The sequence below is a fragment of the Pseudomonas thivervalensis genome, from assembly GCF_001269655.1.
Lineage (GTDB): Bacteria > Pseudomonadota > Gammaproteobacteria > Pseudomonadales > Pseudomonadaceae > Aquipseudomonas > Aquipseudomonas thivervalensis.
Window position 1 is genome coordinate 84,327 of sequence record NZ_LHVE01000019.1, and the last position, 13,462, is coordinate 97,788.

Annotated in this window: 24 protein-coding genes; all 24 read right to left on the reverse strand. The window is 54.9% G+C overall.

The genetic code is table 11. From position 1 onward, the window contains the following. Positions 1-177 carry a 50S ribosomal protein L30 gene (gene rpmD, locus AD659_RS24805; protein WP_003186033.1) on the reverse strand — a complete coding sequence of 59 codons (177 nt, stop codon included), beginning with the start codon at positions 175-177 and terminating at the stop codon, positions 1-3. A gap of 2 nt (positions 178-179) precedes the next feature. Continuing rightward, positions 180-680 (reverse strand): 30S ribosomal protein S5, encoded by a 501-nt coding sequence (gene rpsE, locus AD659_RS24810; protein WP_003186035.1) that lies wholly within the window; start codon positions 678-680, stop codon positions 180-182. 3 nt (positions 681-683) lie between these two features. Continuing rightward, on the reverse strand, positions 684-1,034 hold the full coding sequence (gene rplR, locus AD659_RS24815) for a 50S ribosomal protein L18 (RefSeq protein ID WP_003186037.1): 351 nt from the start codon (positions 1,032-1,034) through the stop codon (positions 684-686). Between the two features lie 10 nt (positions 1,035-1,044). Continuing rightward, on the reverse strand, positions 1,045-1,578 hold the full coding sequence (gene rplF, locus AD659_RS24820; RefSeq protein WP_053125864.1) for a 50S ribosomal protein L6: 534 nt from the start codon (positions 1,576-1,578) through the stop codon (positions 1,045-1,047). A 12-nt stretch (positions 1,579-1,590) separates the two neighbouring features. Then, positions 1,591-1,983, reverse strand: coding sequence for a 30S ribosomal protein S8 (gene rpsH / locus AD659_RS24825; protein WP_003186040.1), 393 nt, complete (start codon positions 1,981-1,983; stop codon positions 1,591-1,593). Between the two features lie 210 nt (positions 1,984-2,193). Then, a complete protein-coding gene (gene rpsN, locus AD659_RS24830; RefSeq protein WP_003186042.1) occupies positions 2,194-2,499 on the reverse strand; it encodes a 30S ribosomal protein S14 in 306 nt (101 codons plus the stop codon). A 13-nt stretch (positions 2,500-2,512) separates the two neighbouring features. Continuing rightward, positions 2,513-3,052 (reverse strand): 50S ribosomal protein L5, encoded by a 540-nt coding sequence (gene rplE, locus AD659_RS24835; RefSeq protein ID WP_003186044.1) that lies wholly within the window; start codon positions 3,050-3,052, stop codon positions 2,513-2,515. 20 nt (positions 3,053-3,072) lie between these two features. After that, positions 3,073-3,387, reverse strand: a complete 315-nt coding sequence (gene rplX, locus AD659_RS24840) for a 50S ribosomal protein L24 (protein ID WP_003186046.1) — start codon at positions 3,385-3,387, stop codon at positions 3,073-3,075. 11 nt (positions 3,388-3,398) lie between these two features. Next, positions 3,399-3,767, reverse strand: coding sequence for a 50S ribosomal protein L14 (rplN, locus tag AD659_RS24845; RefSeq protein ID WP_002555479.1), 369 nt, complete (start codon positions 3,765-3,767; stop codon positions 3,399-3,401). 23 nt (positions 3,768-3,790) lie between these two features. Beyond that, positions 3,791-4,057: a 30S ribosomal protein S17 gene (gene rpsQ / locus AD659_RS24850; protein ID WP_003194644.1), complete on the reverse strand. Its 267-nt coding sequence runs from the start codon at positions 4,055-4,057 to the stop codon at positions 3,791-3,793. 2 nt (positions 4,058-4,059) lie between these two features. Next, complete coding sequence (gene rpmC, locus AD659_RS24855; RefSeq protein WP_002555481.1) at positions 4,060-4,251, reverse strand: 50S ribosomal protein L29; 192 nt, start codon at positions 4,249-4,251, stop codon at positions 4,060-4,062. Next, the gene (gene rplP, locus AD659_RS24860) at positions 4,251-4,664 is read right to left on the reverse strand and encodes a 50S ribosomal protein L16 (protein ID WP_003186052.1); all 414 of its coding nucleotides are present in this window, start codon (positions 4,662-4,664) and stop codon (positions 4,251-4,253) included. Before rplP ends, rpmC begins: the two co-directional genes overlap by 1 nt. Positions 4,665-4,676: 12 nt before the next feature. Continuing rightward, complete coding sequence (rpsC, locus tag AD659_RS24865) at positions 4,677-5,363, reverse strand: 30S ribosomal protein S3 (RefSeq protein ID WP_003176422.1); 687 nt, start codon at positions 5,361-5,363, stop codon at positions 4,677-4,679. Between the two features lie 13 nt (positions 5,364-5,376). Continuing rightward, positions 5,377-5,709: a 50S ribosomal protein L22 gene (gene rplV, locus AD659_RS24870; RefSeq protein ID WP_003103908.1), complete on the reverse strand. Its 333-nt coding sequence runs from the start codon at positions 5,707-5,709 to the stop codon at positions 5,377-5,379. An 11-nt stretch (positions 5,710-5,720) separates the two neighbouring features. Then, positions 5,721-5,996 carry a 30S ribosomal protein S19 gene (gene rpsS, locus AD659_RS24875; protein ID WP_002555486.1) on the reverse strand — a complete coding sequence of 92 codons (276 nt, stop codon included), beginning with the start codon at positions 5,994-5,996 and terminating at the stop codon, positions 5,721-5,723. A 16-nt stretch (positions 5,997-6,012) separates the two neighbouring features. Further along, positions 6,013-6,837, reverse strand: a complete 825-nt coding sequence (gene rplB, locus AD659_RS24880) for a 50S ribosomal protein L2 (RefSeq protein ID WP_003186055.1) — start codon at positions 6,835-6,837, stop codon at positions 6,013-6,015. 14 nt (positions 6,838-6,851) lie between these two features. Further along, positions 6,852-7,151 (reverse strand): 50S ribosomal protein L23, encoded by a 300-nt coding sequence (gene rplW, locus AD659_RS24885; RefSeq protein WP_002555488.1) that lies wholly within the window; start codon positions 7,149-7,151, stop codon positions 6,852-6,854. After that, positions 7,148-7,750, reverse strand: a complete 603-nt coding sequence (rplD, locus tag AD659_RS24890; protein ID WP_003186057.1) for a 50S ribosomal protein L4 — start codon at positions 7,748-7,750, stop codon at positions 7,148-7,150. The genes rplW and rplD overlap by 4 nt, the downstream gene beginning before the upstream one ends. Positions 7,751-7,762: 12 nt before the next feature. Further along, positions 7,763-8,398, reverse strand: a complete 636-nt coding sequence (rplC, locus tag AD659_RS24895; protein WP_003186059.1) for a 50S ribosomal protein L3 — start codon at positions 8,396-8,398, stop codon at positions 7,763-7,765. Between the two features lie 80 nt (positions 8,399-8,478). Further along, complete coding sequence (rpsJ, locus tag AD659_RS24900) at positions 8,479-8,790, reverse strand: 30S ribosomal protein S10 (RefSeq protein WP_003186070.1); 312 nt, start codon at positions 8,788-8,790, stop codon at positions 8,479-8,481. Positions 8,791-8,947: 157 nt separating this feature from the next. After that, positions 8,948-10,141 (reverse strand): elongation factor Tu, encoded by a 1,194-nt coding sequence (tuf, locus tag AD659_RS24905; RefSeq protein ID WP_003186071.1) that lies wholly within the window; start codon positions 10,139-10,141, stop codon positions 8,948-8,950. A gap of 30 nt (positions 10,142-10,171) precedes the next feature. After that, positions 10,172-12,277, reverse strand: coding sequence for an elongation factor G (gene fusA / locus AD659_RS24910; RefSeq protein WP_053125865.1), 2,106 nt, complete (start codon positions 12,275-12,277; stop codon positions 10,172-10,174). Between the two features lie 30 nt (positions 12,278-12,307). Then, positions 12,308-12,778 (reverse strand): 30S ribosomal protein S7, encoded by a 471-nt coding sequence (gene rpsG, locus AD659_RS24915; RefSeq protein WP_003186074.1) that lies wholly within the window; start codon positions 12,776-12,778, stop codon positions 12,308-12,310. Positions 12,779-12,880: 102 nt separating this feature from the next. Continuing rightward, on the reverse strand, positions 12,881-13,252 hold the full coding sequence (rpsL, locus tag AD659_RS24920) for a 30S ribosomal protein S12 (RefSeq protein ID WP_003186084.1): 372 nt from the start codon (positions 13,250-13,252) through the stop codon (positions 12,881-12,883). Positions 13,253-13,462: the final 210 nt, after the last annotated feature.

The following is a 13,462-nucleotide window of genomic DNA, read 5'->3' on the forward strand; positions in this document are numbered from 1 at the left end:
TTAACCCTCGACACGCAGCATGTAGTAGGCCTTGTTGATCATCCCGCGATTCTCGGGAGTATCCAGGACTTCTACAGTGTGACCGATGCGACGCAGACCCAGACCCTTAACGCACAGTTTGTGGTTAGGGATGCGGCCGGTCATGCTTTTGATCAGCGTTACTTTTACGGTAGCCATGATCAGAAGATCTCCTTGACGCTTTTGCCACGCTTGGCGGCAATGGATTCAGGAGACTGCATTGCTTTCAAACCCTTGAAAGTGGCGTGAACCACGTTTACCGGGTTAGTCGAGCCGTAGCACTTGGCCAGAACGTTCTGAACGCCAGCAACTTCGAGGACAGCACGCATAGCGCCGCCAGCGATGATACCGGTACCTTCAGAAGCAGGCTGCATGTACACCTTCGAAGCGCCATGGGCGGACTTCATTGCGTACTGCAGAGTGGTGCCGTTCAGATCAACCTGGATCATGTTGCGGCGAGCAGCTTCCATTGCCTTCTGGATCGCAGCAGGCACTTCACGCGACTTGCCACGGCCGAAGCCAACACGGCCTTTACCATCACCCACCACGGTCAACGCGGTGAAAGTGAAGATACGGCCGCCTTTAACGGTTTTGGCTACGCGGTTAACTTGAACCAGCTTCTCGATGTAGCCTTCGTCGCGCTTTTGGTCGTTATTTGACATAACTTAGAACTCCAGCCCAGCTTCACGAGCAGCATCAGCCAGCGCCTTGACGCGGCCGTGGTACTTGAAGCCAGAGCGGTCGAAAGCCACCTGCGAGACGCCAGCGGCTTTAGCACGCGTAGCGACCAGCTGGCCAACCTTAGTGGCCGCGTCGATGTTGCCAGTGGCGCCATCACGCAGTTCTTTATCCAAAGTCGAGGCACTTGCCAGGACTTTGTTGCCGTCGGCCGAAATGACCTGGGCGTAGATGTGCTGCGACGAGCGGAACACGCAGAGACGCACGACTTCGAGTTCGTGCATTTTCAGGCGTGCTTTGCGAGCGCGACGCAGTCGAGTAACTTTTTTGTCGGTCATTTGCTATGCCCTACTTCTTCTTGGCTTCTTTACGACGGACGACTTCGTCCGCGTAGCGCACACCTTTGCCTTTGTACGGCTCTGGTGGACGGAAGTCGCGGATCTCGGCGGCCACTTGACCTACCAGCTGCTTGTCGATACCCCGGATCAGGATATCGGTCTGGCTAGGAGTCTCAGCGGTGATGCCTTCCGGCAGTTCATAATCCACTGGGTGCGAGAAGCCAAGAGCCAGGTTCAGCACTGTGCCTTTTGCTTGCGCTTTGTAACCAACACCGACCAGCTGGAGCTTGCGCTCGAAGCCTTGGCTTACGCCTTGGACCATGTTGTTTACCAACGCACGAGTGGTACCAGCCATTGCGCGAGTCTGTTGATCGCCATTGCGAGCAGCGAAACGCAGCTCACCAGCTTCTTCAACGATCTCAACGGACGAATGGATGTTCAGTTGCAGAGTGCCCTTGGCACCCTTCACCGAAAGCTGTTGGCCTGCGAATTTGACTTCGACACCGGCTGGCAGCTTAACGGGGTTCTTAGCGACGCGTGACATGCTTATCCCCCCTTAGAACACAGTGCAAAGAACTTCGCCGCCGACACCGGCAGCGCGCGCAGCACGATCCGTCATCACACCCTTGTTGGTGGAGACGATAGACACACCGAGACCGCCACGAACTTTTGGCAGATCATCGACGGACTTGTACTGACGCAGGCCTGGACGGCTAACGCGCTTCACTTCCTCGATGACCGGACGGCCTTCGAAGTACTTCAGCTCGATGGACAGCAGAGGCTTGATTTCGCTGCTGATCTGATAACCCGCAATGTAACCTTCGTCCTTCAGGACTTTGGCAACAGCTACCTTCAAAGTAGAAGATGGCATGCTTACGACGGACTTTTCAGCCATCTGGGCATTACGGATACGAGTTAGCATGTCCGCTAACGGGTCCTGCATACTCATGGGCTAGACGCTCCTAATACACAAAAAATTAGCCTTTCGGCTAGTACGTGTCGCCGAGCGCATCCGTGCAATAAAAACACGGGCTCAGGCGAGCCGGGTATTCTAGACACACCCCACAAATGAATCAAGCCCCAATAGGGGCTTGATTCAAGTTCAAGGTCACCGGCGGTCAGGATCTTGCGATCCCGAACGCCGTGACTTTGACAGTGCTTACCAGCTGGCTTTAACCAGACCTGGAACGTCACCACGCATTGCAGCTTGACGCAGCATGTTACGGCCAAGGCCGAACTTGCGGTACACGCCGTGCGGACGACCAGTCAGGCGGCAGCGGTTACGCATGCGCGAGGCGCTTGCGTCACGTGGCTGCTTCTGCAGGGCTACGGTAGCTTCCCAACGCGCTTCTGGACTTGCGTTCAGATCAACGATGATAGCTTTCAGCGCTGCACGCTTGGTGGCGTACTTGGCAACGGTGAGCTGACGCTTCAGCTCACGGTTCTTCATGCTCTTCTTGGCCATTTTCCTACTCCAATCAGTTGCGGAACGGGAATTTGAAAGCGCGCAGCAGTGCGCGACCTTCATCATCCGTCCGAGCAGTGGTGGTCAGGGTAATGTCCAGACCGCGGAGAGCGTCGATCTTGTCGTAATCGATTTCCGGGAAAATGATCTGCTCTTTAACGCCCATGCTGTAGTTGCCACGACCATCGAAGGACTTGGCATTCAGGCCGCGGAAGTCGCGAACCCGAGGCAGGGAGATCGACAGCAGACGATCCAGGAACTCGTACATACGCTCACGGCGCAGGGTCACTTTGACGCCGATCGGCCAACCTTCACGGACTTTAAAGCCAGCGATGGATTTCCGAGCGTAAGTCACGACGACTTTCTGACCGGTGATCTTTTCCAGGTCAGCAACAGCGTGCTCGATGACTTTTTTGTCGCCGATCGCTTCGCCCAGACCCATGTTCAGGGTGATTTTGGTAACGCGCGGAACTTCCATCACGTTCGAAAGCTTAAGTTCTTCCTTAAGTTTCGGTGCGATTTCCTTCCGGTAAATCTCTTTTAGTCGTGCCATGGTCTTCTACCTAGCAGTGTTCAAGCATCAACCGCTTTTTGGGTCGACTTGAAGACACGAATTTTCTTACCGTCTTCTACTTTGAAACCAACGCGGTCAGCCTTGTTGGTTTCGCCGTTGAAGATGGCGACGTTGGAAGCGTGCAGTGGCGCTTCTTTCTCGACGATACCGCCCTGTACGCCCGACATCGGGTTAGGCTTGGTATGACGCTTGACCAGGTTCAGACCACCCACAACCAGACGGTTGTCAGCAAGAACCTTCAGCACCTTACCGCGCTTACCTTTGTCTTTGCCGGCGATCACGATGATCTCGTCGTCACGACGAATCTTTTGCATGTCGGATCTCCTTACAGCACTTCTGGGGCGAGCGAGACGATCTTCATGAACTTCTCAGTACGAAGTTCACGGGTCACTGGCCCAAAGATACGGGTGCCGATCGGCTCTTGCTTGTTGTTCAACAGAACAGCAGCGTTGCCATCAAAGCGGATGATGGAGCCGTCAGCACGACGAACGCCATGGCGAGTGCGGACTACGACAGCAGTCATCACTTGGCCTTTTTTCACCTTACCGCGAGGAATTGCTTCCTTGACGGTAACCTTGATGATGTCACCGATACCAGCGTAACGACGATGGGAGCCACCCAGCACCTTGATGCACATAACACGGCGAGCGCCGCTGTTATCGGCCACATCGAGCATGGATTGAGTCTGAATCATATAATTTCTCCGACCCCTAGCCCTTAGACTTCCACAGCGCGTTCGAGAACATCAACCAGCGCCCAAGACTTGGTCTTGGCCATCGGACGAGTTTCACGAATAGTGACTTTGTCGCCGATGTGGCACTGATTGGTTTCGTCGTGCGCGTGCAGCTTAGTCGAACGCTTAACGTATTTACCGTAGATCGGGTGCTTAACGCGACGCTCGATCAGAACGGTGATGGTTTTGTCCATCTTGTCGCTGACAACACGGCCAGTCAGCGTACGGACAGTTTTTTCGGCTTCAGCCATGATTACTTACCTGCCTGCTGGTTGAGCACAGTTTTCACGCGAGCGATGTCACGCTTAACTTGCGAGAGCAGATGAGACTGCCCCAACTGGCCAGTTGCTTTCTGCATACGCAGATTGAACTGGTCGCGCAGCAGGCCGAGCAGTTGCTCGTTCAGCTGCTGTGCTGATTTTTCACGAAGTTCATTCGCTTTCATCACATCACCGTCCGTTTAACAAAGGAGGTGGCGAGCGGCAGCTTTGCAGCAGCCAGGGCGAAAGCCTCACGCGCCAGCTCTTCAGAAACACCCTCGATTTCATACAGGACTTTGCCTGGCTGAATCTGGGCAACCCAGTACTCCACGTTACCCTTACCTTTACCCATCCGAACTTCGAGTGGCTTCTTGGTGACAGGCTTGTCCGGGAATACACGGATCCAGATCTTGCCGCCACGTTTTACGTGACGGGTCAGAGCACGACGCGCTGACTCGATCTGACGAGCGGTGAGACGACCACGAGCAACAGACTTCAGCGCGAACTCGCCGAAGCTGACTTTGCTACCGCGCAATGCCAGGCCACGGTTGTGACCGGTCATTTGCTTGCGGAACTTCGTACGCTTTGGTTGCAACATTTGGCGTACCCCTTACTTAGCAGCTTTTTTACGAGGCGCTGGTGCTTGTGGCTTCAGTTCTTCTTGGCGACCACCAATTACTTCGCCTTTGAAGATCCAAACCTTTACACCGATCACACCGTAGGTGGTGTGAGCTTCGTAGTTGGCATAGTCGATGTCGGCACGCAGGGTGTGCAGTGGCACACGACCTTCGCGATACCATTCAGTACGTGCGATTTCAGCACCGCCGAGACGACCGCTCACTTGGATTTTGATGCCTTTGGCACCAATGCGCATGGCGTTCTGTACAGCGCGCTTCATAGCGCGACGGAACATGACGCGACGCTCCAGCTGCTGAGCTACGCTCTGCGCAACCAGCATACCGTCGAGCTCCGGCTTGCGGATCTCTTCGATATTGATGTGCACAGGCACACCCATTTGCTTGGTCAGGTCCTGACGCAGTTTCTCAACATCTTCACCTTTCTTCCCGATAACGATACCTGGACGAGCGGTGTGGATGGTGATACGTGCAGTCTGAGCCGGACGATGGATATCGATACGGCTTACGGACGCGCTTTTTAGTTTGTCTTGGAGATACTCACGCACCTTCAGATCAGCGAACAAGTAGTCCGCATAAGTCCGACCGTCTGCGTACCAGACGGAGGTGTGCTCCTTGACGATTCCCAGGCGAATGCCAATGGGATGTACTTTCTGACCCATCTCTTCGACTCCGTTACTTGTCAGCAACCTTGACAGTGATATGGCAAGACCGCTTGACGATGCGATCAGCACGGCCTTTGGCACGTGGCATGATGCGCTTCAGCGAACGCCCTTCGTTGACGAAAACGGTGCTGACCTTCAGGTCATCAACGTCTGCGCCTTCGTTATGCTCGGCGTTGGCTACGGCCGACTCCAGCACTTTCTTCATGATCTCGGCGGCTTTCTTACTGCTGAAAGCCAACAGGTTGAGCGCTTCGCCCACCTTCTTCCCGCGGATCTGGTCGGCGACCAAGCGGGCTTTCTGGGCGGAGATTCGAGCGCCCGACAACTTAGCGGCTACTTCCATTTCCTAACCCCTTAACGCTTGGCTTTCTTGTCTGCCACGTGCCCGCGATAAGTGCGGGTACCGGCGAACTCGCCCAGTTTGTGGCCGACCATGTCTTCGTTCACGAGAACTGGGACGTGTTGACGACCGTTGTGTACTGCGATGGTCAGACCGACCATTTGTGGCAGGATCATCGAACGACGCGACCAGGTCTTAACTGGTTTGCGATCGTTCTTTTCCGCCGCCACTTCGATCTTCTTCAGTAGGTGAAGATCAATAAAAGGACCTTTTTTCAGAGAACGTGGCACTGTCGTATCCCTCTATTTACTTGCGACGACGGACGATCATTTTGTCGGTACGCTTATTACCACGAGTCTTCGCGCCCTTAGTCGGGAAGCCCCATGGCGATACCGGATGACGACCACCAGAGGTACGACCTTCACCACCACCATGTGGGTGGTCAACCGGGTTCATGGCAACACCACGAACGGTTGGGCGAACGCCACGCCAGCGCTTGGCACCAGCTTTACCCAACGAACGCAGGCTGTGCTCGGAGTTCGAGACTTCGCCCAGGGTCGCACGGCATTCAGCCAGTACTTTACGCATCTCACCAGAACGCAGACGCAGGGTCACGTAGACACCTTCACGAGCGATCAGCTGAGCCGAAGCACCAGCGGAACGAGCGATCTGTGCGCCTTTACCTGGCTTCAATTCGATGCCGTGTACGGTGCTACCAACTGGAATGTTACGCAGTTGCAGAGCGTTGCCCGGCTTGATCGGTGCCAGGGCACCTGCGATCAGCTGGTCGCCAGCACTCACGCCTTTAGGGGCGATGATGTAGCGACGCTCGCCATCTGCGTACAGCAGCAGAGCGATGTGAGCAGTACGGTTTGGATCGTATTCGATACGCTCGACGGTGGCAGCGATGCCATCCTTGTCGTTGCGACGGAAGTCGACCAGACGATAATGCTGCTTATGACCACCACCGATGTGACGAGTGGTAATACGGCCATTGTTGTTACGACCACCAGACTTCGATTTTTTCTCGAGCAGCGGTGCGTGAGGAGCGCCTTTATGCAGCTCCTGGTTGACCACCTTGACCACAAAACGGCGGCCAGGGGAAGTCGGTTTGCATTTAACGATTGCCATGATGCACCCCTTCCTTACTCAGCACTGCTGCTGAAATCGAGATCTTGGCCTGGCTGAAGGGAGATAACTGCCTTCTTCCAGTCATTACGCTTGCCCAGACCGCGAGCAGTGCGCTTGCTTTTACCCAGAACGTTCAGGGTAGTCACGCGCTCTACTTTCACGCTGAACAGGCTTTCGACGGCCTTCTTGATTTCCAGCTTGGTTGCGTCGGTCGCAACCTTGAAAACGAACTGGCCTTTCTTGTCTGCCAGAACCGTAGCCTTCTCGGAAACGTGCGGGCCAAGCAGAACTTTAAATACGCGTTCCTGGTTCATCCCAGCAGCTCCTCGAATTTCTTCACGGCCGACACGGTGATCAACACCTTGTCGTATGCGATCAGACTGACCGGATCGGAACCTTGAACGTCACGAACATCGACGTGCGGCAGGTTGCGAGCAGCCAGGTACAGGTTCTGATCAACAGCGTCAGACACGATCAGGACGTCAGTCAGGCCCATGCCGTTCAGCTTGTTCAGCAGATCTTTGGTTTTCGGTGCTTCAACAGCGAAGTCCTGAACCACGACCAGACGATCAGTACGCACCAGCTCAGCAAGGATGGAACGCATTGCTGCGCGGTACATCTTCTTGTTCAGCTTCTGGGAGTGATCCTGAGGACGAGCTGCGAAAGTGGTACCGCCGCCACGCCAGATTGGGCTACGGATAGTACCGGCACGAGCACGGCCAGTACCTTTCTGACGCCATGGGCGCTTACCGCCACCAGAAACGTCGGAACGGGTCTTTTGCTGCTTGCTACCTTGACGGCCGCCGGCCATGTAGGCCACGACTGCTTGGTGAACCAGCGTCTCGTTGAATTCGCCGCCAAATGTCAGTTCGGAAACTTCGATCGCTTGAGCGTCATTTACATTTAATTGCATGTCAGCTTCCCCTTAACCGCGAGCCTTGGCTGCTGGACGTACAACCAAGTTGCCGCCAGTAGCGCCAGGAACAGCGCCCTTGACCAACAACAGATTGCGTTCAGCGTCCACGCGCACTACTTCGAGGGACTGCACGGTCACGCGCTCAGCGCCCATATGACCGGACATTTTTTTGCCCTTGAATACACGACCAGGAGTCTGGCACTGGCCGATAGAGCCTGGAACGCGGTGGGATACGGAGTTACCGTGGGTGTTATCTTGCCCGCGGAAGTTCCAACGCTTGATCGTACCCTGGAAGCCTTTACCCTTGGACTGACCGGTTACATCAACCAGTTGGCCAGCGGCGAAGATTTCAGCGTTGATCAGATCGCCGGCCTGGTACTCGCCTTCTTCAAGGCGGAATTCCATTACGGTACGACCAGCGGCTACGTTCGCCTTGGCGAAGTGGCCAGCTTGAGCTGCTGTTACACGCGAAGCACGACGCTCGCCGACAGTGACTTGCACTGCACGATAGCCATCGGTCTCTTCAGTTTTGAACTGGGTGACGCGATTCGGCTCGATCTCAATGACCGTGACCGGAATGGAGACACCTTCTTCGGTGAAAATACGGGTCATACCGCATTTACGACCGACTACACCAATAGTCATGTTGTAAACCTCATGAGTGTACGGGGCTTTCACCCGCTATGGCCGCCCATTTCAGAGCGTTACACGACTAAGACCGAGTCTTAGCCGAGGCTGATCTGCACTTCCACACCGGCCGCAAGATCAAGCTTCATAAGTGCATCAACGGTTTTATCCGTTGGCTGGACGATGTCCAGAACGCGCTTATGAGTACGGATCTCGTACTGGTCACGCGCGTCTTTGTTGACGTGCGGGGAGACCAGAACGGTGAACCGCTCTTTACGGGTAGGCAGTGGAATTGGACCACGCACTTGAGCACCAGTACGTTTCGCGGTTTCCACGATTTCCTGGGTGGATTGGTCGATCAGGCGATGGTCAAAAGCCTTCAACCTGATACGGATTTGCTGATTTTGCATTGGATTTCAGACTCCGGCTGCTATTCCCACCGGGCGCAATACGCCCGTTAAAAGGAGGCGCAATTCTATAGACGCCCCCGATAGGTGTCAACTCAATAAAAAAGCCCCCGCTGGGCGGGGGCTTTTTCAACTCATCGAAGCAGACTCAAAAAAGAGCTTACTCGATGATTTTGGCTACGACGCCGGCGCCGACGGTACGACCGCCTTCACGGATAGCGAAACGCAGACCGTCTTCCATTGCGATGGTCTTGATCAGGGTGACAACCATTTTGATGTTGTCGCCTGGCATTACCATTTCAACGCCTTCCGGCAGTTCGCAGTTACCGGTCACGTCAGTGGTCCGGAAGTAGAACTGTGGACGGTAGCCTTTGAAGAACGGAGTGTGACGACCGCCTTCTTCCTTGCTCAGAACGTACACTTCGGCTTCGAACTTGGTGTGCGGCTTGACCGAACCTGGCTTAACCAGAACCTGGCCACGCTCAACGTCGTCACGCTTGGTACCGCGCAGCAGAACGCCGCAGTTCTCGCCAGCACGACCTTCGTCGAGCAGCTTACGGAACATTTCAACACCGGTGCAGGTGGTGACGGTGGTGTCACGCAGACCTACGATTTCCAGTGGATCCTGAACCTTGACGATACCGCGCTCGATACGACCAGTCACAACAGTACCGCGACCGGAGATCGAGAATACGTCTTCGATTGGCATCAGGAACGGCTTGTCGATAACACGAACTGGCTCTGGGATGTAGCTGTCCAGAGTTTCTACCAGACGCTTGACAGCGGTGGTACCCATTTCGTTGTCGTCTTGGCCGTTCAGAGCCATCAGAGCCGAACCGATGATGATCGGAGTGTCATCGCCTGGGAAGTCGTAAGTGCTCAGCAGATCGCGCACTTCCATCTCAACCAGTTCCAGCAGCTCAGCGTCGTCAACCATGTCAGCCTTGTTCAGAAAGACAACGATGTACGGAACGCCTACCTGACGGGACAGCAGGATGTGCTCACGGGTTTGTGGCATCGGACCATCAGCGGCCGAGCAAACCAGGATAGCGCCGTCCATCTGGGCAGCACCAGTGATCATGTTCTTCACATAGTCAGCGTGACCTGGGCAGTCAACGTGAGCGTAGTGACGAATCGAAGAGTTGTACTCAACGTGCGCGGTGTTGATGGTGATACCACGAGCCTTTTCTTCCGGAGCGCTGTCGATTTTGTCGAAAGCAACAACGGCCGAACCGAAAACTTCGGAGCAGACGCGAGTCAGAGCAGCAGTCAGAGTGGTTTTACCGTGGTCAACGTGACCAATGGTGCCAACGTTGACGTGCGGTAGGGAACGATCAAATTTTTCTTTAGCCACGACAATTAACTCCTTGCCTAAAGGGCTGAATCAGCCTTGCTTTTTGGTAACAGTCTCGACGATATGCGACGGAGCTGTATTGTATTTTTTGAATTCCATAGAGTAGCTTGCGCGACCCTGAGACATGGAGCGAACGTCGGTCGCGTAACCGAACATTTCACCCAACGGAACCTCGGCACGAATTACCTTGCCGGAAACCGTATCTTCCATACCCAGAATCATGCCACGACGACGGTTAAGGTCGCCCATGACATCACCCATGTAGTCTTCAGGCGTAACGACTTCTACTGCCATGATCGGCTCGAGCAACTCACCACCGCCCTTCTGGGCCAGTTGCTTGGTTGCCATGGAAGCAGCCACCTTGAACGCCATCTCGTTGGAGTCGACGTCGTGGTAAGAACCATCAAACACAGTCGCCTTCAGGCCGATCAGCGGATAGCCGGCAACAACGCCGTTCTTCATCTGCTCTTCGATACCCTTCTGGATCGCCGGGATGTATTCCTTAGGAACCACACCACCTACGACTTCGTTCACGAATTGCAGACCTTCCTGACCTTCGTCAGCCGGCGCAAAACGGATCCAGCAGTGACCGAACTGGCCACGACCGCCGGATTGGCGAACGAACTTGCCTTCGATTTCACAGTTCTTCGTGATGCGCTCACGATAGGAAACCTGAGGCTTACCGATGTTGGCTTCGACGTTGAACTCACGGCGCATCCGGTCAACCAGGATGTCCAGGTGCAACTCGCCCATGCCGGAGATGATCGTTTGACCAGTCTCTTCATCAGTCTTGACGCGGAAAGACGGGTCTTCCTGAGCAAGCTTGCCCAGAGCGATACCCATTTTTTCCTGGTCGTCCTTGGTCTTAGGCTCAACGGCAACCGAAATAACCGGCTCCGGGAAGTCCATGCGAACCAGGATGATTGGCTTGTCAGCGTTGCACAAGGTTTCACCCGTGGTGACGTCCTTCATGCCGATCAAGGCCGCGATGTCGCCAGCGCGTACTTCCTTGATTTCTTCACGGGCGTTTGCGTGCATTTGCACCATACGACCCACGCGCTCTTTCTTGCCTTTTACCGAGTTGATCACGCCGTCGCCGGAGGCCAACACGCCCGAGTAAACTCGAACAAAGGTCAAGGTACCCACGAATGGGTCGGTAGCGATCTTGAACGCCAAAGCCGCGAAAGGCTCGTCATCACTTGCGTGACGCTCCATTTCCTCTTCCTCGTTATCCGGGTTGGAACCCTTGATAGCAGGAATGTCGGTTGGAGCAGGCAGGAAGTCGATAACGGCGTCGAGAACCAGGGGAACCCCCTTGTTCTTGAAGGAAGAACCGCAAACAGCCAAGACGATCTCACCAGCGATGGTACGCTGACGCAGAGCGGCCTTGATTTCCTCGTTGGTGAGCTCTTCACCCTCGAGGTACTTGTTCATCAGCTCTTCGTTGGCTTCGGCCGCAGCCTCAACCATGTTGCCACGCCACTTCTCGGCTTCTTCCAGCAATTCAGCAGGAATGTCCTTGCGAACAGGAACCATGCCTTTGTCGGAATCGTTCCAGTAGACAGCTTGCATGTTGATCAGATCGATCTGACCCTGGAAGTTGTCTTCGGAACCGATAGCCAACTGGATCGGCACCGGGGTGTGACCCAGACGCTGCTTGATCTGAGCGATCACGCGCAGGAAGTTGGCACCAGCACGGTCCATCTTGTTTACGTAAACAAGACGTGGAACGCCGTATTTGTTGGCCTGACGCCATACGGTTTCCGACTGAGGCTCAACACCTGAAGTACCGCAGAACACAACGACAGCGCCGTCGAGCACACGCAGGGAACGCTCAACTTCAATGGTGAAGTCTACGTGGCCTGGGGTATCGATAACGTTGAAGCGGTGCTCGTGCGGGTACTGCTTCTCGGAACCTTTCCAGAAGGCGGTGATAGCAGCAGAAGTAATGGTAATACCACGCTCCTGCTCCTGCACCATCCAGTCTGTGGTCGCGGCGCCGTCATGCACCTCGCCCATTTTGTGACTTTTGCCGGTGTAAAAAAGGACGCGCTCGGTGGTGGTGGTTTTACCAGCATCCACGTGAGCAACGATACCGATGTTACGGTAGCGGTTAATCGGTGTAGTACGAGCCATAAAGCCCTCGCAAATTGAGTGACGCTAAAATTAGAAGCGGTAGTGCGAGAAAGCCTTGTTGGCTTCAGCCATACGGTGCACGTCTTCACGCTTCTTAACTGCAGCACCTTTACCTTCAGCAGCGTCCAACAGTTCACCAGCCAAACGCAGAGCCATGGACTTCTCACCGCGCTTGCGGGCGAAGTCTACCAGCCAGCGCATTGCCAGGGCGTTACGACGGGACGGACGAACTTCGACCGGAACCTGGTAAGTAGCACCGCCTACACGGCGCGACTTCACTTCGACCAGCGGAGCGATGGCGTCGAGAGCTTTCTCGAAGATTTCCAGGGGATCGCTGTTCTTGCGTTCCTTAACTTTGTCCAGTGCGCCATAAACGATACGCTCGGCAACGGCTTTCTTGCCGCTTTCCATTACGTGGTTCATGAACTTGGCGAGAATCTGGCTTCCGTATTTCGGATCGTCCAGAATCTCACGTTTGGCTGCTACGCGACGTCTTGGCATTGATAAGCCCTCAAACGGTCTTCAGGTTAGCCCGGGACAGCAGATGCGTGCCCGACCTTACTCTTATCGACTCAATAAAATTAAAAACTGCTAAACGGCCGATTATTTCGGACGCTTGGTACCGTACTTCGAACGACCTTGGTTACGACCTTTAACGCCGGAAGTATCCAAAGAGCCGCGAACGGTGTGGTAACGAACACCTGGCAAGTCTTTTACACGACCGCCGCGGATCAGTACCACGCTGTGTTCTTGCAGGTTGTGGCCTTCACCGCCGATGTACGAGGAAACCTCGAAACCGTTGGTCAGACGCACACGGCATACTTTACGCAGTGCCGAGTTAGGTTTTTTCGGCGTGGTGGTATACACACGGGTGCATACGCCACGACGTTGCGGGCAGTTCTGCAGCGCAGGCACGTCGGATTTCTCGACGATACGCTTACGCGGCTGACGTACCAGCTGGTTGATAGTTGCCATCTACTAGCTCCACTGTTGTCTTGCGACGCTATTGTCTTACAAGAAAAGCAAAATGGCAGGAACGAATTCCCGCCAAATTTAGGGGATCAAGAGTCTAAAGAGGATCTTGTCCCCAGTCAAGGCAAGGCCCCGACCTCCCCGCCCGCCGGATCTCGACAATTTGTCTCGATCCGCCGAACGGGGTGACCAGGGCCAGGCACTCAATTACCG